The 24,081-nt window shown below is 67.1% G+C and carries 16 protein-coding genes; 8 read left to right on the forward strand and 8 right to left on the reverse strand.

Annotation, left to right across the window (positions count from 1 at the left end; translation table 11 throughout):
• Nucleotides 1-14 precede the first annotated feature (14 nt).
• Nucleotides 15-3,488 carry an error-prone DNA polymerase gene (locus JW805_14620; protein ID MBN2973250.1) on the reverse strand — a complete coding sequence of 1,158 codons (3,474 nt, stop codon included), beginning with the start codon at nt 3,486-3,488 and terminating at the stop codon, nt 15-17.
• Nucleotides 3,489-3,542: 54 nt separating this feature from the next.
• Here JW805_14620 and JW805_14625 point away from each other — a divergent pair, with 54 nt between their 5' ends.
• Nucleotides 3,543-3,785, forward strand: coding sequence for a type II toxin-antitoxin system Phd/YefM family antitoxin (locus tag JW805_14625; protein MBN2973251.1), 243 nt, complete (start codon nt 3,543-3,545; stop codon nt 3,783-3,785).
• Nucleotides 3,782-4,192: a type II toxin-antitoxin system VapC family toxin gene (locus JW805_14630; GenBank protein ID MBN2973252.1), complete on the forward strand. Its 411-nt coding sequence runs from the start codon at nt 3,782-3,784 to the stop codon at nt 4,190-4,192. Before JW805_14625 ends, JW805_14630 begins: the two co-directional genes overlap by 4 nt.
• Nucleotides 4,193-4,200: 8 nt before the next feature.
• Here JW805_14630 and JW805_14635 read toward each other — a convergent pair whose 3' ends face one another.
• Together JW805_14635 and JW805_14640 are read right to left on the reverse strand one after the other, a co-directional pair.
• The gene (locus tag JW805_14635) at nt 4,201-5,841 is read right to left on the reverse strand and encodes a DNA polymerase Y family protein (protein ID MBN2973253.1); all 1,641 of its coding nucleotides are present in this window, start codon (nt 5,839-5,841) and stop codon (nt 4,201-4,203) included.
• Between the two features lie 430 nt (nt 5,842-6,271).
• Complete coding sequence (locus JW805_14640) at nt 6,272-7,009, reverse strand: damage-inducible protein (GenBank protein ID MBN2973254.1); 738 nt, start codon at nt 7,007-7,009, stop codon at nt 6,272-6,274.
• A 321-nt stretch (nt 7,010-7,330) separates the two neighbouring features.
• On the opposite strand from JW805_14640, the gene JW805_14645 reads away from it, so the two are divergent.
• Nucleotides 7,331-9,457, forward strand: coding sequence for a M3 family metallopeptidase (locus JW805_14645; protein MBN2973255.1), 2,127 nt, complete (start codon nt 7,331-7,333; stop codon nt 9,455-9,457).
• 172 nt (nt 9,458-9,629) lie between these two features.
• Here JW805_14645 and JW805_14650 read toward each other — a convergent pair whose 3' ends face one another.
• The 4 genes from JW805_14650 to JW805_14665 all read right to left on the reverse strand — a co-directional run bounded on the left by JW805_14650 (nt 9,630) and on the right by JW805_14665 (nt 14,078).
• A complete protein-coding gene (locus tag JW805_14650) occupies nt 9,630-10,694 on the reverse strand; it encodes a LacI family DNA-binding transcriptional regulator (GenBank protein ID MBN2973256.1) in 1,065 nt (354 codons plus the stop codon).
• Between the two features lie 179 nt (nt 10,695-10,873).
• Entirely contained in the window at nt 10,874-11,707 is an 834-nt protein-coding gene (locus JW805_14655; GenBank protein MBN2973257.1) for an SDR family oxidoreductase, read from the reverse strand.
• 711 nt (nt 11,708-12,418) lie between these two features.
• Nucleotides 12,419-13,441, reverse strand: a complete 1,023-nt coding sequence (locus JW805_14660; protein MBN2973258.1) for a GGDEF domain-containing protein — start codon at nt 13,439-13,441, stop codon at nt 12,419-12,421.
• A gap of 88 nt (nt 13,442-13,529) precedes the next feature.
• A complete protein-coding gene (locus JW805_14665; GenBank protein ID MBN2973259.1) occupies nt 13,530-14,078 on the reverse strand; it encodes a redoxin domain-containing protein in 549 nt (182 codons plus the stop codon).
• Nucleotides 14,079-14,148: 70 nt separating this feature from the next.
• Between JW805_14665 and hisN the strand changes: the two genes are divergently transcribed.
• Complete coding sequence (gene hisN / locus JW805_14670) at nt 14,149-14,931, forward strand: histidinol-phosphatase (GenBank protein MBN2973260.1); 783 nt, start codon at nt 14,149-14,151, stop codon at nt 14,929-14,931.
• Nucleotides 14,932-15,025: 94 nt separating this feature from the next.
• Here the strand turns inward: hisN and JW805_14675 are convergent, their stop codons facing one another.
• Nucleotides 15,026-16,402 carry an amino acid permease gene (locus tag JW805_14675; GenBank protein ID MBN2973261.1) on the reverse strand — a complete coding sequence of 459 codons (1,377 nt, stop codon included), beginning with the start codon at nt 16,400-16,402 and terminating at the stop codon, nt 15,026-15,028.
• 175 nt (nt 16,403-16,577) lie between these two features.
• Here JW805_14675 and JW805_14680 point away from each other — a divergent pair, with 175 nt between their 5' ends.
• The 4 genes from JW805_14680 (at nt 16,578) to JW805_14695 (ending at nt 24,063) form a co-directional block, all read left to right on the forward strand.
• On the forward strand, nt 16,578-18,983 hold the full coding sequence (locus tag JW805_14680; protein MBN2973262.1) for an HAD family hydrolase: 2,406 nt from the start codon (nt 16,578-16,580) through the stop codon (nt 18,981-18,983).
• Nucleotides 18,984-19,040: 57 nt separating this feature from the next.
• Nucleotides 19,041-21,521, forward strand: a complete 2,481-nt coding sequence (locus JW805_14685; GenBank protein ID MBN2973263.1) for a DegT/DnrJ/EryC1/StrS family aminotransferase — start codon at nt 19,041-19,043, stop codon at nt 21,519-21,521.
• The gene (locus JW805_14690) at nt 21,518-22,579 is read left to right on the forward strand and encodes a glycosyltransferase family 2 protein (GenBank protein ID MBN2973264.1); all 1,062 of its coding nucleotides are present in this window, start codon (nt 21,518-21,520) and stop codon (nt 22,577-22,579) included. The genes JW805_14685 and JW805_14690 overlap by 4 nt, the downstream gene beginning before the upstream one ends.
• Before the next feature lie 62 nt (nt 22,580-22,641).
• On the forward strand, nt 22,642-24,063 hold the full coding sequence (locus tag JW805_14695) for a hypothetical protein (protein MBN2973265.1): 1,422 nt from the start codon (nt 22,642-22,644) through the stop codon (nt 24,061-24,063).
• Nucleotides 24,064-24,081: the final 18 nt, after the last annotated feature.

The raw sequence follows: 24,081 nt of genomic DNA on the forward strand, positions 1-24,081 counted from the left end.
GCAGACGGCGGCGCTCAATGGAAATCGCGGGATTTGATGGGAATCGCGTCTTCCGGATCGCAGCCGTTGTTGAACGCCTTGTGATAGTCGGAGCGCACGCGCGGTTGCCAGCCGGGATCGCCGCGGTCGGGGGCCCCGCCATGGGTCGCGCCGTCGCCGCGTGTCGTCAGCCGCGGAAGATCGACGTCGCCGACCTCGCGCAGCATCCAGCTGTAATCGACGATGCGATCGACGATGACGTGGATGACCAGCCCCTCCTTCTGCACGCGTCCCTGCACACCGATCATCGTCGCCGACATGACCGTGCGGCGCTGCGCCTCGAACCGGTCGGGCCACAGGATGGCGTTGGCAACGCCTGTTTCGTCCTCGATGGTGATGAACAGCACGCCCTTGGCGCTGCCGGGCTTCTGGCGGACCAGGATGACCCCAGCGACCTCGACCTTGCGCCCGTCCTTGATCCCCGCCAGTGCCGCGGCGGGCACGATACCGGCACGTTCCAGCCGTGGGCGCAGGAACGACAGCGGGTGGGCGCGCAGCGACAGCTGGGTCGAGCGATAATCCTCGACGACCTCGCGCCCCGCGGTCAGCGGCGTGAGCGCGACGGCAGGCTCGCGCACCTCCATCGCGTCTAGGAGCGGAAGCGATTTCTCGCCCAGCGCCTTCACCGCCCAGAGCGCCTGACGGCGATCGTGGCCGAAACAGCGGAAGGCATCGGCCCGGGCGAGCCGTTCGAGCGCAGCGGGCTTGACCCGCGATCGGCGGAAGACGTCGGGAATCGAAGTGAACGGCCCACCGGCCGCCCGCGCGGCGAGGATGGCGTGGGCATCGGCCTGGGCGAGGCCCGCGACCATGTTCATACCCAGGCGGATGGGGCGCAGGTCTGCCCAGTCGGCCTCCGAGCCGGCGAAACGAGCGAGTCTTGGCCCTCTCCCCTTCAGGGGAGCGTCAGGTGAACCGCGCCCCGCGCGGTTCAGATCAGGCTGGGGGCCTGATCCACCTGACGCTGGTCGGGAGAGGGGGCGGTGTCTCACCGGGACCTGAGCCTGCTGCACTGCCCGTCTCCCAACCCTCTCCCTGCAAGCGGGGAGAGGGCTTAGAAGCCGCGTATCCCAATCGCTGTCGTTCACGCACACCGGCTCGACGACCACGCCATGCTCGCGCGCATCGCGCACGATCTGTGCCGGCGCGTAGAAGCCCATCGGCTGCGCGTTCAGCAGCGCTGCGCAGAACACGTCCGGGTGATGGCATTTCATCCAGCACGAAGCATAGGCGATCTTGGCGAAGGACGCGGCGTGGCTTTCGGGAAAACCATAGCTGCCAAAACCCTCGATCTGCTTGACCAGGCGTTCTGCGAAATCGAGCGAGATGCCGTTCTTGAGCATGCCGGCGATGAGTTCATCATGGAAATGACTGACTCCACCGGTGAATTTGAACGTCGCCATCGCCTTGCGCAGGCTATCCGCCTTGCTGGGTGAAAAGCCCGCGCCAACGATCGCAACCTTCATCGCCTGTTCCTGGAACAGCGGCACGCCCATGGTCTTTTCCAGCACCTCACGCAAAGCGGTATTCGGATATTCGATCGCCTCCTTGCCCTCGCGCCGCCGCAGATAGGGATGCACCATGTCGCCCTGGATCGGCCCCGGCCGGACGATCGCGACCTCGATCACCAGATCGTAGAATTCCTTAGGCTTCATCCGCGGCAACATCGACATCTGCGCGCGGCTTTCGATCTGGAAGACTCCTAGCGTGTCGGCCTGCTGGATCATCGCGAACGTGTCGGGACAATCGACCTGCATTTCGTCCGACGCCATGGTCAGGCGGAGTCCCTTATGCTCGGCAAGCAATTCGAACGCCCGGCGCATACACCCGAGCATGCCGAGGCCGAGGATATCGACCTTCATCAGCTTCAACTCTTCGATATCGGCCTTTTCCCATTCGACGACGTGACGATCCGCCATCGCTGCGGGCTCGATCGGCACCAGCGTGTCGAGGCGATCCCGCGTCAGGACGAAGCCGCCGGGATGTTGCGAGAGGTGCCGCGGCGTCCCGATCAATTCCCGGGCGAGTTCGAGCGTGAGGGCAAGGCGCGGGTCGGTCTTGTCGAGGTTGAGTTGATCGACGTGCTGGTCACGCACCCCCTCCTCCGACCAGCCCCAGACCTGGCCGGCCAGCGCAGCAGTCATATCCTCGGACAGGCCCATGACCTTGCCGACCTCGCGCACCGCGCCGCGCGCACGGAAGCGGCTGACGACCGCGGTCAGCGCCGCGTGATCGCGACCATAGGTGTCGTAGATCCACTGGATCACGTCCTCGCGCCGCTCATGTTCGAAATCGACGTCGATATCGGGCGGTTCATGACGGTCTTCGGAAATGAAGCGTTCGAACAACAGCTTGTGCTGGACGGGGTCGATCGACGTCACACCCAGCACGAAACAGATCATCGAATTCGCCGCCGACCCACGCCCCTGGCACAGGATATTCTGGCTGCGCGCATAATCGACGATCGCGACGACGGTCAGGAAATAGGGCGCGTATCGCATCTTTTCGACGAGCCGCAGTTCATGGCTGAGCAGCTTGCGATATTTCTCGGTCGGGCAGCCGCCGTACCGCTTGTTCAGGGCGCGCCAGGCGAGCTTTTCCAATGCCTTTTGCGGGCTGTGCGCCGACATCACCCGTTCGTCGGGATATTGATATTCCAGGCTGCGCAGGTCGAACCGACAGCGTTCGACGATCCGTTCGACCGCGTGCAGCGCGTCGGGATAATCGGCGAAGCGGCGCGCCATCTCGGCTGGTGGCTTCAGGTGCCGGTCGACGCTGCGTTCGCGGGCCAGGCCCAGGTCATCGATCGTACAACCGTTACGGATCGCGGTGACGACATCCTGCAGCATCCGTCGATCGGGATGATGATAGAGCACATCTCCCGTCGCAAGCGGGATCAGGCCATGCGCACGGGCTGCCTCCGCCGTGGAGCGCAGGCGCAAGGCATCGCCCGGCCGGCGAAGATGGGTCAGGCAGACATGGCCGCGGTCGGGGCCGAACACATCGGCCATCCAGGCGAGCGCGCGGGGCACGGGATCGGCATCGGCGACCAGGGCACCGATCAGTCCGTCGCAATGCGCAGCCACATCTTCCCAATGGAGAAAGCACTGCCCCTTTTCGCCCTTCTGCGGGTCGGCGCGCAGCTTGCCGCGGGTCAGCAGTGTCGTCAGCCGGCTCCATGCCGCCTTGTCCTCCGGCCAGACGAGCAGCGAACTGCCGCAGACCAGGTCGAGCCGGCAGCCGGGGATCGACCGCACGCGAATGCCATGCTTCTTTTCGACCTCATCGCTCGCGTAGAGCGCCCGCACCACGCCCGCGACCGAATTGCGGTCGACGATGCCCAGCGCCGGCATGCCCATCACCGCAGCCTGGGCGAACAGTTGCTCACACGACGACGCGCCGCGCAGGAAGCTGAAGTGGGTGGTGACCTGGAGTTCGCTGTAGGTCATTGGCCGGCACGCCCGACATGACTATATGACATGTACATTTCGGGAAGGTCGGTCATGAACAAGATCGTCAGCGCCAGCGAGTTCAAGGCCAAGTGCCTGCGCCTGATCGAGGAAATGCAGGCCGACGGGGTGCCGATCACCATCACCAAGCGGGGCAAGGTGGTGGCGGAAGTGACGCCGAAGGCGGAGGCACCGCGCAAATCGGTGATCGGCATGCTACGCAGCCCCGACTATCGATCGGACTGGGACCATGAGGCGCCCACAAGCGACCCGGACGATTGGGACGCGCTGCGGTGATCGTCCTCGACACCCATGCGCTGATTTGGGTGGTTCGTGACGATCGAAATCTTGGCCAAAACGCTCGCGCGATTATCGACAACGCCACCCGCACGACGGGTCTGATCGTTCCAGCATTCTGTGCCTGGGAAATCGCACAGATTGAAAGACGTCAAAATCTGACATTTGAAGGCGGTGTTGTGGCCTGGTTTGAACGCATTCTTGCCGAACCCGGCTTTCGCCTGAGCCCACTCGTTCCCAAAATTGCCGTCGGCAGTGTGATGCTTGATTGGAAGCACAAGGATCCTGCGGATCGCATCATGGTCGCAACGGCGCAGTATCATGACATGGCATTGCTGACCGCCGATCGGACCATCCTGCGCTATGCCGCCGACGGGCATGTGAAGGCGATCGACGCCCGTCGTTAACGCCCGCATCACCCGAACCACCCGTGCAGGAACCAGTTGAGGTCCCCTGTTTCCGCGCGCTCGCCGTCGCCGCGGCGGTAGAGCCAGAAGCGCGTGCCGGCGTCGTCCTCGACACAGAAATAGTCGCGGATGGCGGTGCGTTCGGCCGCACGGCGCCACCATTCGCCGGCGATGCGTTCGGGGCCGTCGGAGCGTGCGACCGTCACGGTGCGGCCGCGCCAGACGAAGCGGCGGGGCGCGCCGTCGGGCATTACCGACAGGACGTTGTCGATCCGCTCCGGCCGGGCAAGCAGGCGCACCGGGCGCGGCCAGCGAGGGTGCCAGGGCGGGACGACCGTACGGGTATCGAGCGTGCGGACGTCATCGGGCTTCAGCCTGGGCGCGGCACGGGTCGGCGGGTCGAGCGGCGGGGCCGGCGCCGCGCTGCGTTCGGGGACGTCGCTTTCGACCGGACGCACTCGCCACAGCCGACGACCCAGAGTCGCCAGCGTGTCGACCAATGGGGCCAGGTCGGGTTCGGCCTCCCCGGCCAGTTCGGCGCTAAGCGCCTCGGCTCCTAGTCGATCGGCAGCCCGCAGGTACAGGGTCAGCGCATCGATGCCGTAACCGGGTTCGACGTCGCCGATTCGGCGGACGAGCAGACGCAGGATGTGGCCCCCGTCCCGGCTCGGGCGGGCGAGACCGATACGGATGTGCTGCGGCACCGCATCGATGCGGTCGGCGATCACCTCGATCCGCCGCGCGCCCAGACCTGCAGTTGCGAGCTCGGCCGTCAGGCGGGGCACGAGCGTACCCAGCCAATGTTCGATCGCCTCGGCGGTGGCGATCGGTTCGGCGAAGCGCTGGGTGATGGCGATCGGTTCGGGCGGGACGACGGGCGTCAGCGGATCGGGCAACCGTCCGAGAGCCTGGTCGAGCCGGGTGACGGTGCCCGGACCGAACCGACGCGCGAGCGGTCCGCGCGCGACATCCGCCAGCATCCCGATCGTGTCGATGCCCAGGCGGCGCAGCAGTTCGATCTGCGGCTCCGCCAGGGCCAGCGCGGCGACCGGCAGCGGGGCGAGCGCGGCGGCATCGTCGTGCGAATGGACGATCCGCGCCGGGCCATAACGGGCGAGCGCATGCGCGGCGGTCGCGGAATGGGCGACAGCGATGCGCGCGGTGAATCCGCGGCGCGCGAGTTGGCGAACGATGCGCCGGGCCATCGCGGCCTCGCCACCATGTAGATGTTCGGTACCGGTAATGTCGATCAACAGACCCGCCCTGCCGTCGATCGCGACCGTCGGCGACACGCGGCGGGCAAGCATGATCGCCAGCGCGGCGAGATCGGCGGCGTCGCCCTCAGGGTCGTAATCGCGAACGTCCAGCCCGGGGGTCTGGGCGCGCGCCTGGGTCAGCGCCATGCCGCGGGTAATGCCGAGCGCGCGGGCGTGCGTGCAGGCGGCGGCGATCTCCACACGCGGACCGGTCTTGTGGACGAGAACGAGGGGAGCGCTTTGGTCCTCCCCAGAATGGGGGGGTGCATCAGCCGAAGGCTGGTGGAGGGGGGCTTCCGCAAGCGACCCGTTTGCGGCCTGCCCCCTCCACCGCTCTACGAGCGGTCCCCTTCCCCGTGCCGGGGAGGATCGGGCGCCTTCGTCGGGACGCATCGCCTTGAACGGGTGCGGGGCGGCTTCGCTGCGGCGGCCGAGCTCGCGCATCGGGGGCTGCTGATGTGCGGGGAGCGTCGCGAGAGCCGCTTGTACTTCCGCACGCGCCCAACGCGCGCCGGGTCGCCAACCGCCGCCGCGGGGGACGGAGCAGGCGTTGAGTTGTTCGGCCGCGACCTGGGTAGCGAGGGATTGCACGGTGCCGGTCAACCCGCCGTGCTCCCGCGTAGGCGGGAGCATAGAGCCACGAGCGATGGGTTCGCCGCCCTGGGCTCCGGCCTTCGCCGGAGCACGCGAGGGTACGGGGGCACGCGAGAGACTCTCGCCTGCTCCGCCGCAAGCCAAGCTTGCGTCGTCGGACGCGCTTTGCGCACCGGCCGGGTCGGACGCTGCGCGGCCGTCGGCGCGCATCGGCGCTGTCGCGCCTGCGTCACGCGGCTGCCGCTTCGCGGCGAGCCGCTCGACCGACCACTCCGGCAGGTACAGCGCAGCGACCCGTTTCATCGCAAGCCTCCAATTCCCAGGCGCCCGGGGCGCCACCCTTTTGTCGAACCAGTTCCACCCGCCAGCGTGATCGCCCCACCCCCGCGACGGGCAGCGGGGTGGAGGGCGCGGTGGCGATCCGCCAGCGGGTGACCGCAGCGGAAGGGGCGGCCAGCGGGTCGTCGTCGGTGGAGACATGGCGTTTGAGCAGCAATGCGATCGTCCGCCCGCCCTCCGCCGCCAGTTGCAGCCGACGCGTCGCGGCAAGCCCTGCGCGTTTCGCCTCGCCGATCACGGCGCCAAGCGAACGGTGCCGCAAGCCTTCTTCCATGATCGCCAGCAGGTCGGCGTCATCCTGTGCCTCGGCATAGATTACGCGGTGGGCGGCCAGCCCCGCCTGCGCCAGGCCCGGCGCGAACAGGTCGCGGCGCCGGACCACCCACAAGACCGGGCCCCAGGCGCGCGCGGCGATGCCCGCCATGAACAGGGTCGCGGCGGCATCGTCGCCCATGCTGGCCGAAGCACCGGCGACTTCGTGGAGCGCATCGAGCCGCAAGCCGGTCGAAGCGAGCGTGCCGTCGATCGCGCCGATTCCGAACGGCAAAGCCTCCCGCCGGCGGAAGGATCCGCTCTCGATCCCTCGCAATTCCTCGCGAAGGTGGGCTATGACGGCGGGGTTGGACACGCGGGGCACGACTCGCAAAACAACAGATGTTCTTATTCTGTTCCGTTTGCTCGCCGAGTCAACCGGCTGTTTTCTCTGAATTCCTCCCGAGCTTGTCTCGGGGAGGGGGACCGCAGGCCGCAGGCCGGTGGTGGAGGGGCTGGCGGCGTCCGGCGCGTGCCGCGCCGCCCCTCCACCACCCGGCTCCGCCGGGCGGTCCCCCTCCCCCAGCAAGCTGGGGGCGGAATTCGTGAGCCGCACGCCTCCTGCCACGAACCGCACTCGACCTGCGATCTCAACGCGTTAATCTTCGCGCCATCCTGACATCGCCATAGGCCGCCCATGACCTTACGCTTGACGCTCGCGCTCCTCGCCACGACTTCCCCGGTCATGGCCACCGCTCAAACCGCCGCCCCCGTCGCCACCCCGACCGCGGATGCCGCCATCCTGCTGCAGCCCTGGGGCGGCCCGAACGGCGGAGTGCCGCCATGGGACAAGGTGACGCCGGCGATGTTCCCGGCCGCCTATGATACGGCGATGGCCGAGTATCGCCGCCAGATTCATGCGATCCGCGACAATCGCGCCGTGCCGACGTTCCAGACCGTCATCGTGCCGCTGCAGCTGGCCGGCGACACGATCAGCCGGGTCGGGGCGATGTGGGGGGTCTATACCTCCAACCTCGCCACCAAGGAGGTTCAGGACATCGACCGGGTGCTGAGCCCGAAGCTCGCCGCCTTCTACGACGAACTGACGCTCGACCCGCTGCTTTTTGCCAAGATCAAGGCCGTGTACGATGGCCGCAAGGCCGCCAAGCTCGACGCGCAGCAGATGCGCCTGGTCGAGCGGACGTACCGCAGCTACGTCCGACGCGGTGCGATGCTGTCGCCGGAGCAGCGCGCGCAGGTGACGCAGCTGAACCAGCAGCTCGCCACCGCCTTCACCGACTTCGGCAGCAAGCTGCTGGCGGACGAGGAAAAATGGATCGTCATCGACAGCGAGGCGCAGCTCGACGGCGTGCCTGACAGCGTGAAGGCGGCGATGGCCGCGGCCGCGACGTCGCGCAATCTGCCGGGCAAATGGGTGGTGGTGAACACGCGGTCCTCCGCCCAGCCGGTGCTGACCTATGCCAGGGACCGGGCGCTGCGCGAGAAGGTGTTCAAGGCCTTCGTCAACCGCGGCGACAATGGTGACGCCAACGACACCAAGGCGACGATCGCGCAGATCCTGAAGCTGCGCCAGGACCGTGCCAAGCTGCTCGGTTTCAAGAACCACGCCTATTTCCGCATGGACGACACCATGGCCGAGACCCCGGCCAATGCGATGGCGCTGATGATGCGCGTCTGGCCCGCCGCAGTCGCCCGCGTGAAGGAAGAAGTCGCCGACATGCAGAAGGTGGCGGACGCCGAGAAGGCCGGCATCACCATCCAGCCGTGGGACTATCGCTATTACGCCGAGAAGGTGCGCAAAGCGAAGTACGATTTGGATGAGAGCGAGATCAAACCGTATCTCGAGCTCGGCAACATCCTGCAGGGCGCCTTCTACGCCGCCGGTCGCCTGTACGACCTGGGGTTCAAGGAAAACACCGGGCAGATCCCGGTCTTCGATCCCGACGTCCGCACCTTCGAAGTGACGAACACCAAGACCGGCCGCTTCATCGGATACTTCTACTTCGATGCCTATGCCCGACCGGGAAAGCGGTCGGGCGCATGGGCGACGACGTATCGCAGCCAGCAGAAGCTGGGCGGCGACCGCACGGTGCTCAGTTCGAACAACAATAATTTCGTGAAGGGGGCGCCGGGCCAGCCGACGCTGATCAGCCTGGACGATGCGACCACCGCCTTCCACGAATTCGGCCACGCGATCCATTCGCTGTTGCAGAACGTGACCTACCCAGGCCTCGCCGGAACGCCGCGCGACTTCGTCGAATATCCCAGCCAGGTGAACGAGAACTGGCTGCTGACCCGCGACGTGCTCGATCGGTACGCGAGGAACGCCGCCGGCCAGCCGATGCCGCAGGCGCTGGTCGACAAGATCGAAAAGTCGTCGACGTTCAACCAGGGCTTCGACACGGTCGAATATCTGTCGAGCGCGATCGTCGACATGAAGCTGCATGACCGCGACACGCCGGTGACCGACGTCGCCGCGTTCGAGCGCGAGACGCTCGCCGAGCTCGGCATGCCCAAGGAAATGGTGATGCGGCACCGTCTGCCGCAGTTCAATCACCTGTTCTCGTCGGATGCCTATTCGGCCGGCTATTACAGCTATCTCTGGTCGGAAACGATGGACGCCGACACCTGGGCGGCGTTCGAGCAGGCCGGGGTCTGGGACCGCGCGACGGCCGATCGATTCCGCACGACGCTGCTGTCGACCGGCAACGAAACCGACCGCAAGGAGGCGTACCGCCAGTTCCGCGGGCGCGACCCGGACGTCAACGCGCTGTTCAAGCGGCGGGGGTTCCCGACCAAGTAAGGCTTTCGAGCCATCAAATCCTCCCCTGCAAGGGGAGGGGGACCGCCGCCTAAGGCGGTGGTGGAGGGGTGTTCCGCTATCGAAACGGTGACATCCCTCCGTCAGGCCTGCGGCCTGCCACCTCCCCTTACAGGAGAGGATTGCTCGTCGGTCACAATCGCTCCCCTATGGCTCACGCCGCGCCATCCGACCCGCGCCGGATCAGCGTGAAGGGCAGGGTGCGATGTTCGGGCACCGCATCCACCCGCCCCACCCGCCGATCGCGGATCAGAGCGACCAGCAGGTCGATCGCCGTGCGGGCCATCTCGGCGATCGGCTGGCGGATCGTCGTCAACTCGGGCCAGATCTCGGTCGCGAGCGCGGTGTCATCGAAACCGACGACGCTCAGGTCCCGCGGCACGTCCAGCCCCAGCCGATGCGCCACCGCGACGCAGGCCGCAGCCATGTCGTCGTTGCAGGCGAAAATCGCGCTGGGACGCTCCGGACGAGTCAGCAGTCGCTCGGCCGCAAGCGCGCCAGAGCGGTAGGTAAACAGGCCCGGCATGACCAGTGCGTCGTCCAGCGTGATATCGGCCGCCGCCAGGGCCTCGCGATAACCGGCAAATCGTCGTGCGCTTGCGGTCTGGTCAGGATTGCCGGCGATGAAGCCAATGCGGCGATGTCCCTGTGCGACCAGATGCGCGGCCATTGCGCGCGCCGCGGCCTGATCGTCGATCCCGACCGCCGCCATGGCGGCCAGCGGCGCACCCGATGCGACCGCGACCGCCGGCAGCGCGGCATCGGCGATCAGGGCCTGCACGTCGATATTGTCGCACAAGGGCGCGGGCAGGATGACGCCGTCGACCCCGGCGCGCGCCAGCCGCGACGCTGCCTGCGCGATGTCTTCGGCATCGGCGCACGGCACTACGAGCAGCTGGGCGTTGATCGCCGTCGCATGCTCCAGCCCGCCGAGCAGGAAAGCGCTGAGATAGGCGGCGCTCGGGTTGGCATAGAGCAGGCCCAGGCGAAGGTCCCCCGCACTTGCCAGCGATCGCGCCGCGAGGTTGGGGGCATAGTCCAGTGCCGCGATAGCGGCTGCGACCCGCTCGCGCGTCTCGGCACGGACATTGGCCATGCCGTTGACGACGCGCGATACCGTCATCGGCGACACGCCGGCATGGCGCGCGACGTCGTCGACGGTAGCCCCGCCGCGGCGGCGACGGGGGGATTTCAGCGGAACGTCGGTGTCGGATGGCACGCCCGATATCGTGCGGCGAAGCGGTGACGGGTGCAAGCGGGAAGGCACATGTCCTCCCCTGCCAGGGGAAGCGGCGGGCCGCAGGCCTGACGGGGGGGTGTCACACCATCCGGATCGGGTGACACCCCCGACGCGCTTCGTGCCGCCCCCTCCCCTGCGAGGGGGGAGTCTCAGACGCGCTACCCGTTGACGATCGTGCCCCCATTGGGATGCAGCACCTGGCCCGACATGTAGCTCGAATCCTCGCACGCCAGGAACAGGAACGCCGGCGCGACTTCATTGGGTTGTCCCGGCCGCCCCATCGGGGTGTTCTGGCCGAAGGTCGCCAGCTTTTCCGGCGTCGCGCCGCCGAACGGGTTGAGCGGTGTCCAGATCGGCCCCGGTGCGACGGCGTTCACGCGGATGCCCTTGCCGACCAGATTTTCGGACAGCGACCGGGTAAACGCGGTGATCGCGCCCTTGGTCGAGGAATAGTCCAGCAGATCCTTGGCGCCCTGATACATGGTCACGCTGGTGCAGTTCACGATCGCAGCACCCTCGCCCAGATGCGGCAGCGCGGCCTGGACCATGTGGAACATGCCGAAGATGTTCGTCTGGAACGTACGGAGCAGCTGCTCCTCCGTGATGTCGCGAATATCCTCATCGGGATGCTGTTCGCCGGCATTGTTGACCAGCACGTCGAGCCGGCCGAACGCCTCGATCGTCTGCGCGACCGCGCGTTCGCACATCTTGCGGCTGCCGACGTCGGCACGGATGGCAAGGCCGCGGCGCCCCTCGCCTTCGATGATCCGCACCGTATCCTCGGCGTCGTCACTTTCGAGCAGATAGACGATCGCGACGTCGGCGCCTTCGCGGGCATAGAGCGCGGCGACTGCACGGCCGATGCCGCTGTCGCCGCCGGTAACGATCGCGACCTTGCCTGCCAGACGCCCGGAGCCGGGGTAGCGCGGCTGCCATTCCGGCTTGGGCTCGAGCTGGCGCTCGTGGCCGGGCAGCGCGTCTTCATGAACCATTTCGGCGGTGTCGGTGGCAGCGGTCATCACGGGTCTCCTGCAGGCGTGCCGGCTCAGCGGCCCGGCGGCGTGGGAGTTCCCGAAGGTTTTGCGGTAGATTACATGTTTCTCGGAGCAATGGTCACGGCGTATTTCGCGAAACCCGGCTGGCAGGCGCGCCGTCCGCTAAGGCGAAGGCGGCGCGCCGATGGGGTCGGGTCCGCATCCGGATCACGCCAGGAAGCCCGGACCCGGATGGCTGCTGCCAACGACGAGCAGAACGGTGGCAGCGAACGAGATGGCACTGATGGCGAGCGAGCGAAGCATGATGAAAATCCTTTTGTCTGATCTGATGTTGGTCGGACGGCGCGTTAGGCGATCGTCACGTGCGGGGCCGATGCGATCACCAGCATTGCGGTGAACAGGAGCGAGCCGAGAAGGGCGACGGTCGAGCGCTGGAGACTTTCGATGCGATAGGTCATGTCCCTGATCCTTGTCTTGTGTAGCGCCGGACGATCCGACGCTGATGCAAGGACAGTTGCAGGGGCCGTGCCAAATTCGTAAGTCATTGAGATTGCTAGAGCGACAAATCTCGTCGGCGGATTTTGCTGATTTTCTTGGGTGATTTTCGCCGTAGTTTGGCAATTTCTACCGCTGCCACGTCGGGCAAGGACGAGACAGACGTTTTGTGACGCGATCACCAGATCGCCCGGCACCGGCGATGGAGGTTATTCACCCGATCCGAACGCAGTTTCGGCCGTCGTTCTTTGCGACATAGAGGAGGCGATCGGCGCGCTGGAAGACGGTGCGCGCCGTGTCGCCACGAACGGCTTCGGCGATACCGGCCGACAGCGTGACCGCACCGAGCGGCGCGTCGGTTTCTCGCAGCTTGTACCGCTTGTCGGCAACGTGTCCGCGCGCGCGATCCAAGATGGCATGGACCTGATCCGCGGTCAGATCGCCCAACAGCACGACGAATTCCTCGCCACCATAGCGTGCGACAAAATGCCCGTCGCATTGCTCGGACAGGGCCGTACCGATCGCCTTCAGTACCCGGTCGCCAATGGCATGACCGAACCGATCATTGACCGACTTGAAATGGTCGATGTCGCACACCGCGAGCCACAATCTTTGGCCGAGGGCCAGGCGCTCGGCGAAGGCTTCCTCGAACGCGCGGCGGTTTGGCAGGTCGGTCAGTGGGTCGCGCCGCGCATTGTCACGCGCCTCTTCCAGTTCGGCGCGCAATTGCTCCGCCTCGCGCGTCGTCACTTCCAGCCGCGACTCGGCCGCCTGAACCCGCTCGGCGAGCGCGGCGGTCAGTCGAACGACCTCGTCGGTGTCCAGCGTCGTTCGGATCGCTTCGGCGCTGGCTGCCAGGTCGCGGCTGAAGTCGGCGGTGTCGGCGTGGAGGTCGGAAACGACATCGAACAGGCCTTCGATCTGCATCTGCGTGCGCGCGACCATTCGCGCCGCTTCCGCCTTCGCCTCCATCAACGCCTCGGCCGCGGGGGCGTTCGACACGTCCACGCCCAGCTCTTCGATGTCCTTGACCGTCAGGCGGACACCGCCGTCGGTCAGCGAGGCGACGGCCTTGGCCAGCGGACTGCCGGGCTGGCTGAGCACGTTGTGCGCGAAGACGTAGTTGACCGGATCAGGCGACAGCCGTTGCGCTGTCAAGAAGTCGCCGATCTGATCGAACAGGCCGGATGCCGCGCCGCGCGCGCCGGTCTGCGCTGCAGCGCCCCTTGCGACCATGCCAGAACGATTCCCGAAAGCCATCCGTAGCCGGCCTTAGAGAAGTTTTCCTAACAAGCGATTGACCAGCCCCTGCCGCACGACGGCTTCAACCCCGCTTAATCGCCTTAACCGCAGTTAGCGTTTTCTCGACATGGTGCGCGGCGTCAAGCTCGCTGTGCGCGAAAACGATGCGGCCATCGCGCCCGATGACATAGCTCGTCCGATTGGTGGCGTTGATCAGCGCGCCCGACGGCGTCTTGATCTGCCGACCGAGCGCGACGTCATATCCCGCGACGACCTTTGGCCCGGCACTCGCCACGGTAAATTTACCGGCACATTCCTTGGTCGAGAAATCGCGCAGAACCTCGACCGAGTCTGCCGACATGCCGAGCACCGTCGCACCGGCGGCGGTGAACTGCGGGATCGCCTGGGCAAAGGCCGCCGCCTCGGCGTTGCAGCCGGACGTGCCGGCGGCGGGGAAGAAATAGAGCACGACCGGCCCCTTGCGCAGCAACTGCGCCAGATGCACGTTCACGACCTTGCCCTGATAGCCGCCGCGCGTCTTGAAGTCGGGCGCCTTGGCCCCGGGGGCCAGCGCTGCGGTGGCGGGGGCGGCGGCGAGCGCCAGGGCGGCAAGAGCGAGAAGACGGCGCATCCGGTGAAAAGCCCTTTTGTTGATCCTGGCAAACCTAGCCTCGTCTGCCGCACTCCGCTAGTCGCAACATATGCCGGTATCCGCTTCCGATCTCGCCCTCGCCCATGCCCTTGCCGATGCGGCCGGCGGAGTCATCCGCCGCTATTTCCGCGCCGATTACGGGCTGGAGACGAAGGACGACGAAAGCCCCGTGACGCGCGCCGACCGCGAGGCCGAAGCGGCGATGCGCCGGCTGATCCTGGCCGAGGCACCGCGCGACGGCATCGTCGGCGAGGAGGAAGGCACGACCGTCGGGACGAGCGGGCGGCAATGGGTGCTGGACCCGATCGACGGGACCCGGGCCTTCATCGCCGGCCGCCCGATCTTCGGGACGCTGATCGCGCTGGTCGCGGACGGCTTCCCGGTGCTCGGCATCATCGACCAGCCGATCCTGAAGGAACGCTGGGTCGGGGTCATGGGCCGCGATACCGAACTGAACGGCAAGCCCGCGCGCACCCGCCGCTGTCGCGACCTTGCCGACGCATTGCTGGCGACGACGAGTCCCGCGCTGTTCAACGACGACGAACTCCATGCGTTCGAGCATCTGGACGCCAAGGTGCGATCGACCGTGCTCGGCGGCGATTGCTACAATTACGCCTGTCTGGCCTCGGGGCATCTCGACGTCGTGGTTGAAAGCGGCCTGAAGCTCCACGATTTCGCCGCACTGGTGCCGGTGGTAGAGGGTGCCGGCGGGGTCATGTGTGATTGGAACGGCGACCCGCTGCACGCCGGCAGCGCCGGCGACGTCATCGCCGCAGGCGATGCGGCGCGCGTGGAGGATATCCTCGAAGCGATGAGCTGTCGCGGTCACTGAGCGGGCGGCGCGCGATTTGCGCAAGCAAATCGCCGACTCGCCACGTCGGGCAGCGGTGCCGGCAACGCCGGCTCCGTCTGACGGCGTGGCGCCCCTAGGTCGCTCGCCGCCTTACCCCCAGCCCCAAAAAGTACACGACCAGCCCGACGACGTTCCATCCGAGGAACCACAGTTGCGTGGTGCTCGGCAGGCTCGCGAACAGGTACAGACAGCCCAGCACCGCGCCGGCCCCCACGACCCATGCTGCCGGCGTGCGGAACGGCCGGTGCATGTCGGGCGCGCGTCGGCGCATGACGAGCATGCAGACGGCGACGGCAACGAACGCCGTCAGCGTTCCCGCATTGGCCAGCGCGGCGATCGCATCGATCGGCAGGAAGCCTGCAAACACCATCACGACGGCCGCGGTGAACACGGTGATGCGCACCGGGACGCCGCGGCGCGATACCGTCGCCAGGCGTTCGGGCAGCAACCGGTCGCGCGCCATCACGAAGAAGATGCGGCTTTGGCCGTAGAGGAAGGCCAGAATGACGGTCGGCAGCGCGATGACGGCCGAGCCGGCAAGGAATGCCGCCGCGCCACCCTGCCCCAGTTCGCGCAGGATCAGTGCCAGCGGCTCCGGGCTGTCGGCAAAGCGCGTGTAACCGATCGCCCCGACCGCGGCGACCGCGACCAGCATGTAGATGGCGACGCAGGCGACCATCGACCCGACGATGCCGATCGACAGATCGCGGCCAGGATTCTTGGCCTCTTCCGCGGCGGTCGAGATCGCGTCGAAGCCGTAGAAGGCGAAGAAGATGATCGCGGCGGCTGCCATCACGCCGCGTTCGACACCCCCGTCCGACAGATGCTTGGCGAAGCCGTACGGCGAGAAGGGCTTGAGATTGGCGGCATCGAAATAGGGCAAGGCCACCGCGACGAAGACGGCCAGCGCGATCAGCTTCACCACGACCAGGATGGCATTCAGCGTCGCGCTTTCCTTGGTGCCGAGCATCAGCAGGGCGGAGACGACCGCGACGATGACCAGCGCGGGTACGTTGATGCCCCAGTTCGCGACCGCCCCATCGACCATCGTCGGCCCGTGCGTGAGCGCATCGGGCAGCGCGAGACCGAGGCCGTGGAGGAAGCCGACGGCATAGCCAGACCAGCCGACCGCCACGGTCGCGACGACGAGCGTATATTCGGCAAGCAACGACCAACCGACGACCCACGCGATGACTTCGCCGAGCACGGCATAGCTGTAGGTATATGCGCTGCCCGATACCGGCATCATCGTCGACATCTCGGCATAGGCGAGCGCGGCGCAGGCGCAGATCGCGCCCGCGATGGCAAAGGACAGGATGACCGCAGGCCCCGCGCGGTCCGCACCGACGCCGATCAGCGTCAGAATGCCGGTACCGACGATCGCACCGACGCCGAGCGCGACCAGATGCGGCCAGGACAGGGTGCGTGCCAGCTGGTGCTCCGCCGCCATCTGCGACGGTGGCACGATCGCCTTGCGCCTAAAAATCCCGCTGTCGCTCATGCCGGCTCCCCGTATCCTTTGTTACCACCGGGTGTAGCGCGCACGTCGGCCGGGTCCAAGTCTCACGATTTGTTAACCATTCCCGTCAATATCTCGTCCGCAAATCTTCAGACGAGACCGAACGATGGCGACGACGACCACAATCCGCGCCCATGAGATGGCGACCCTGCTCGACCGCGCGCCGGCCGGGATCACCACGCTGTCGCTCGACTGTTTCGACACGTTGCTCTGGCGAAATACGCATGCGCCGTGTGACGTCTTCGCCGAACTGGCCATTCCCGGCGGCGGCATCGAGCCGCGATCCTGGGCCGAACGCATCGAACATGGCCATGCGCTCAGCCGCACCGGATCGCATGAGGTGACGCTGGACGGCATCTACCGGCGCATGGTGGCGAACGGCGACGACGCGGATGTCGCGGCAGCGGTGGAACGCGAATTGCTGGCAGAAGCGCGCCATCTGTTCGCCTTCGCCCCGACCGTCGCCCTGATGCGGGCGGCCAAGGCGCGCGGTCTGCGCGTCGTCATCGTCAGCGACATGTATCTGTCGGAGACCCGGCTGCGGCGCCTGCTGGCCGACTGTGCCGGTACCGATGTGGTCGCGATGATCGACCATGTCTTCGTGTCGTGCGAATATGGTCGCGGGAAGGCGCATGGTCTGTTCGATCATGTCCTGCGGACCATCGGCGCCCGACCGGATCAGGTGCTGCACGTCGGTGACAATAAATCGTCCGATCACGACGGCGCCGCGCGCGCGGGCATTCATGCCGTCCATCTGAAACAGTTCGATGCGGACACCGCAACGCGGCTGCGATTGGAGATGGTCGCCAATGTGATGATCGACCCGGCCGTGCGGGTCAGCGTACCCGCCCTGCAGCCGCACCGCGCCGCGGTATCGATGAGGACCGACGACACCCCGGCACATATTCTGGGCCACGACGTGATCGGCCCGCTGATGCATAGCTTCGCCGAATTCGTCCATGCCGACGTCCAGGCGATGACGGAGCGCGTCGGCCGCCCGGTACGCCCACTGTTCCTGATGCGCGACGGCCATCTGCCGTTCGAGGTCTATACCGCCGCCTATCCCGACACCGGCGCCGTGCGCGTCGAACTCAGCCGCCTTGTCGCGACGCGCGCGTCCCTCGCCGACGAAGATCTGCTCGACCGATTCCTCATGCGGGACCTGACCGGTTACACCGGAGAGACGCTGGCTCGTCACCTGATGCTCGAGCCCGCGGAATATGCCGCTGCGGTCCGCAAGGCAGCGAAGGGAGACGTCTGCGCCGCCATCGCAGCCAGCGTACAGCGCGGCGACCTGCGCCGCCGTGTCCTGCGCCGGGCCGCTGCCTTCCGCACCCGCATGATCGCCCACCTGCGCGCCGCCGGCGTGCGTGATGGAGAGGCGGTGATGATGGTCGACCTCGGCTATGCCGGATCGGTCCAGAACACGCTGACCCCGGTGCTCGAACGCCAGATGGGGCTGACGGTCGCCGGTCGCTATCTCGTTCTACGCGAATCGGTGCGCAGCGGGCTCGACAAGCGCGGGCTGCTGGACACCGACATGTTCGACACCCGCACGTTGAACGCGATCACCAGCTACATCGCGGTCGTCGAGCAGATGTGCAACGTCGAGCAGGGATCGACGATCGACTTCACCGCCGATGGGACGCCGATCCGTGAGGAGTATCAGCCCAACGCCGCCCAGCACGCCGCGCGCATGCCGATCCAGTCGGCCTGTATCGCTTTCGCGCGGGACGCGCGCAACGCGATGCACACGACCGCTCGTTCCGACGACATGACCGCCCGGCGACGGATGGCGGGTGCGATCCTGACGCGCCTGCTATTCTTGCCGATGCCCGCCGAAATAGCGCTGTTCGAAGCCTTCGAGCATGACGACAATATGGGAACGTCGTCGATCCACAGCGTGCTCGATCGCAATCACGCCGCGACGGGGCTCCGCCAGCGCGGGCTGGCCTATATCAACGGCGCCCAACGCATCTTCGTTACCGCGGAGATCGCCCAGCACGGCTTGCCGCTCAGTCTGGCGCTGATGGCGACGAGCCGCTTCGGGCTCGACATTCGCAACGGCGATTTCCAGGTCGGCGGCATCGAGGTGCCCGTCCTGATGCTCGACGCGACGGATCAGACGATCATTCCGATCACCGCCTATCCAACCCATGACGGTTGGTACCGCATCGCGGTGCCCGTGGCGCGCGGCAGCGTCACAACCGCCGTGCAACTGGGTTCGGTCTGGTCCAGCGTCCAGATCGACGGCGCGACCTGGGTCGCCGCGGCCTATCACGATCTCGACTTCGACCCGGCCAGCCAGCGGCTGATCGTTGCGGAGCGGACGCCGGCGATCACCGTTCCCGACGCGATGAGCGAAATCGCTCCCGGCATCTTCAGTTGCGACGCGACCGGCGTCGTCATCATACCCCCTGCCGGTCGCGACGCGCAGGTGCTGAACCTCGTCTTCCGTCCACTTGCGGTTCGCGAAACCGCCGTTGCCGACGCACACAAGGTCGCTGCCTGACAGGCTTATCGCCGCGTTAAACCGATTTTTAGCGCCTGCGGGGGTAGCAGTCGCCGAATGACCAAGCTGCGCTATCCGCTGATCGCCCCGCGCCCGCCGCGTCCGACCTTGCTGGGGGAGGGCCTGGCCCGGATCGAGGCGGCCGGAATCTACAGCAACAACGGCCCCGAGGTCTGCCGGTTCGAAATGGCAGCTACCGAGCGCCTGTTCACCGGCCGCGGCGACTGCGTGACGGTCGCCAACGCGACGCTTGGCCTGATGCTGGCGATTCGCGAGGCGGCGGAACGGGTCGGGCGCCCCCGCGGCTATGCCCTGATCCCCGCCTTTACCTTTGCCGCGACCGCGCAAGCCGCGATGTGGGCGGGACTGACGCCGCTGATCTGCGATATCGACCCCGGCGACTGGGTGTCGTGCGCCGCGCATGAGGCGGAACTGCTGGCCCGCCATGGCGACCAGATTTCGGTTGTGGTGCCCTATGCGACGTTCGGCAATGCGATCGACCTGACGCGGTACGAGGCCATGGCGCGCACGCACGGTGTCGGCATCGTCGTCGATGCGGCCGCCTCGCTCGGGACGCTTGATGACGACGGCGTGGGTTTCGGCGCGGGCGCGCCGTTCGCGATCGTCTATTCGATGCAGGCGACGAAGCCGTTCGCGGTGGCCGAAGGCGGCCTGATCCACACCGGCGACACGGCGCTGGCCGCCAAACTGCGCACGATGGCCAGCTTCGGCTTCGAAGCGCCGCGCAGCGCCTCGCTGCCCGGCTTCAACGCCAAGCTGCCCGAAGTGCTGGCGGTCATGGCGCTGGCGAAGCTGGACGAGATCGAAGGCGTCAGCGACCGTCGCGCGAGCGTCGAGGCCGCCTATCGGGAAGCGCTTGCCCCGCTCGGACTGCAGACGCCGTATGGCAAGCGCCGCGCGATGGGCTTCATGCCAGCGCTGCTGCCGGCGCATCTGGCGACTCGACGCGGCGAGATCATCGCGGCTCTCGCCGACCGTGGGATCGGCGCCGCGACCTATTTCAGCCCGCATTTGGGCCAGCAGCCGCTGTTCCAGCGCGACGCGCAGATCGAGCCGACCCCGGTCGCCGACGATATCGGAGCCCGCATCCTGTCCCTGCCCGCGACCGACGGCCTGACCGCGGCCGATGCGGTCGGTATCGCGCATGCACTGCTCGAAACCATCGGCGTGTCGCGCGCCGCGCCCGCCGCGCGCACCGCGCCGGTCGCGCGGTTGCTGATCGTCGGCGGTGGCCCGGCCGGCACCGCGATGCTGACCGCCGCGGCGAAGGCGGGCAAGCTGAAGGAGCTTTCGCAGGGCCTGATCCTGGTCGATCGGGGCGATGTACTGGGCAACGGCCGTTTGGGTAACTACGCCATCGCTTCGGACAGCACGGCCCAGACCTTCCTGTCGGCGGTGGAGAACAATCCCGAACCCGCCATCGCCGCCCTCGCCGGCCACCCGACAGCGACCGCGGTCGGCGAATGGCGCGACAAGCTGGGCGTACCGCTGGCGACCGCGGGTCCCTTCCTCGCCGCGACCGGCGAGCGGCTGGCCACACTCGTATCCGGTTACGGCGGCGAAGTGCTCAAGGGGCATGAGGCGCTGAAGGCCACCCGCGCGATCGACGGCATCTGGACCATCCGCCTGCGCCGCCTGTCCGACGGCCATGAATTCGACGCCCGCGCCGAAAATCTGGTCATCGCGACCGGGGGCCATCAGCCGCTCGACCGGCTGGTCGAACAGCGCGTCGCCGGTGAGCGGCTGACCCGCCGGGTCGGCGATAGATTGCTTCAGTCGGACGAGGTGCTGGCCCTCGGCGGGCTGGACCGCGTCGCCGACCTGCTCTCAGGCAAGCGATCGCCGCGGGTCGCCGTGATCGGCGGTTCGACCAGCGCACTGACCACCGTCGCACTGCTGCTGCGTTCGCGGCCAGGCATCCCGTTCGGGGCGGGCGGCGTGACATTGCTCCACCGCCGTCCGCTGCGGCCCTTCTATCACTCGGTCGAAGCCGCACATGCGGAAGGCTTCACCGACTTCGGCGCCGACGACATCTGCCCGGTAACCGGCTTCGTCTATCGCCTTGCCGGTTTCCGGCTGGAGGCGCGCGAACTGGTGCTCAGGATGCTGGCGGTCGATGGGCGTGAGCCCGATCCCCGCGTCCGGATGCACCGCATCGGCGACGACGAAGGCCAGGCGCTCGATGTGCTCGACCGCGCCGATCTGGTCATCGCCGCGCTCGGCTATCGCCCGCGTGTCCTGCCGCTGGAGGATGCCGCCGGGCGTCCGCTCTCGCTGGCCGCCGCTCGAGATCGGCCGATGGTCGACGGCTATTGCCGCGTGCTCGATGGCGACGACGTGCCCATCCCGGGCCTGTTCGGCATTGGCTTGGCCGCGGGCTTCGTGCCGTCCGGCCGGCTCGGCGGCGAAGCGAGCTTCCAGGGGCAGGCCAACGGCCTGTGGCTCTGGCAGAACGACGTCGGCCAGTTGATCGTCGATGCGGTCCTGACCGGCGAGGCGAAAGCGCTCGCCGCATGAGCGCCGCCCCCGCCGTTTCGGTGGTCATGGCCGCCTATAACGGCGCGCATCTGATCGAGGAGACGCTGGCGAGCCTGCGCGACCAGACGCTCGGGAATTTCGAAGTGCTGGTCGTCGACGATTGCTCGACCGACGACACCCGTGCGGTCGTCCGCCGCTGGCCCGACGCCCGCGTCCGCCTGATCGAGGCGCCCGTCAACGGCGGGCCGGTCCGCGCCCGCAATCTCGCGTTCGCACAGGCGCGCGGGCGGTATATCGCAGGTCTCGACCAGGACGACATCTGCCTGGCCGATCGCTTCGCCACGCAGGTCGCCTATCTCGACGCGCACGCAGATACCGTGTTGGTCGCGGCGACCGCGACGGTGTTTGAAGGGCGCAGAGAACGCGCCTCGCAACAGGCTACCAATTCGACCCCGGCGCTGATCCGCTGGCTGCTTCACGTCAAGAATCCGCTGGTCTGGTCGACGACGATGACCCGGGCCAGCGTCGCACGGCAGCTCGACCCGTTCACCCGCCCCGACTGCCTCTATGCCGAGGATTTCGACCTCTACCACCGGCTGCTCGCCCATGGCGACGTCGCACGGATCGACCGGCCGTTGCTGCGCTATCGCGACCATCCCGGCGGCGCGTCGAACCGATATCGCGAAACGATGCTGGCAAACAGCGGCGCCGTGCTGGAGCGGGCGTGGCGCCCCGTTCTTGGCGACGATGCCGCCGATGCGGCGAGGCTGCTCGCGCAATATGTCACCGCGGGCGAACCATGCCAGGACCGCGCGACGCTGATCCGGGTCGGGGCGCTGCTCAGTTCGCTGCAATCGACGTATCTGGCGACCATTTTCCATGACAGCGAAAGCCGTCGCCTGATCAAATGGGAGACGGCACGGCTCTGGTGGCGGATCCTGCGGCACGCCGTCCGGTCAGGCGCGGTGCCGATGAAGGATGCACTGACGGTGCGGCCGGACCATCTGGGGCTTGGCTATGCCGGGATCGACGACCTGATGCTTTCGGGCCTGGTGGGCGGCGCCCGGTCGATGCTCGCCCGGCGCGTACGGGGTTAGCGGTCGGTTAACCATCGGTTGTTACCCATGGTCGGTCATCACTCGCAGACGAGACCCGCCGCTTGGCTTCCTTGCCCATTCCTGCCGCCGATCTGGAGCCCGCACGCAATGACGACGCGATCCGCGCCGTCGCGCGAAGTTGTGGGCAGCTCGCGGTCGGGTGCAGCGATGCCGCCGGCTATGTCGCCGGGGTGTCCGACGGCATCACGCGGCAGCTGACCGCTCTCGGCGAGCTCGAGATGGTCACCGCCGCGCTCGATGCCGACCAGCACGGCGTCGCCATATCGACCAGCGAAGCCCGACGCCTGTCCGAACAGGCGCGTTCCACGCTGGAACGCGAAAGCGCCCAGATTTCGACCGCCGTGTCCGAATTCGGTGCGCTCACCGCGCTGGTCGCCAGCCTGGGCACGCGGATGACCGATTTCGCCGCGGCAATGGAGCAGGTCCAGCGCGTATCCAGCGCGATCGACGCGATCGCGGCCAAGACGAATCTGCTCGCGCTCAACGCGACAATCGAGGCGCAGCGCGCGGGTGAAGCAGGCCGTACCTTCGCCGTCGTCGCCGCCGAAGTGAAGAAGCTGGCGCTCGAAACTCGCCAGGCGACCGACGAGATCAACCGGACGATGGAGACGTTCGTCGCCCAGGCCGGTCACGTCATTCACGACATCGACGAAGGGGTGAAGGCCGGCGAGCGTGCGCAGCGCGGCGTCGCGCAGATCAGCCACACCGTCGCCGAAGTGTCCGACCTGGTCACGAGCGTCGATGCGATTACCGACAGCATCGCACGATCGAGCGAAGTCGCGACCCGTGGCGTGGGTCGCGTGCGCGAGACGTTGGGCCTGTTCGGCATCCAGGCGCGCGAAGGCGCCCAGAATCTGGCCAGCGCGCACGAACGGATGCAGCGGCTGGAGGGGCTGTCGAACACCATGCTCGACCAGCTGGCGCATTCGGGCGTCACGATCGACGACACGCAATATATCGAGCTGATGCTGCGCGAAGTGACGTGCGTTCAGAGCGTCATCGAACGCGGCATCGCATCCGATGAAGTCTCGCGCGACGCGGTGTTCGATGTCGACTATGTGCCGATCCCCGGGACCGACCCCGTGCAATTCAATACGCGGTTCAACGACTTCGCCGACCAGCACATCCGTCCGATTCTCGATCGGTTGACCGCGATCGACAGCCAGCGGATCATCGGTGCCGCGATCGTCGACCGCAACGGCTATCTGCCGACCCATCTCACGGAAAAATCGCAGCCGCAACGCGCCGGCGATCCGGCGTGGAACGCGATCCATTGCCGCAACCGCCGCAATTTCATGGACGATATGACGGCTCGCGCGCTCGCGTTCGAAGGGGATTTCCTGCTCAGCGCCTATCGCCAGGATCTGGGCCAGGGGCGCTATCGGACCGTCAAGAGCGTGTTCGTGCCGCTTTGGATCACCGGGCGCCGCTGGGGCAATTTTGAGATCGGCTGGATCGACTGAGCGTAGGCTCCGTCCCCA

It is taken from the genome of Roseomonas aeriglobus (assembly GCA_016937575.1).
In the GTDB taxonomy this organism is placed as follows: domain Bacteria; phylum Pseudomonadota; class Alphaproteobacteria; order Sphingomonadales; family Sphingomonadaceae; genus Sphingomonas; species Sphingomonas aerigloba.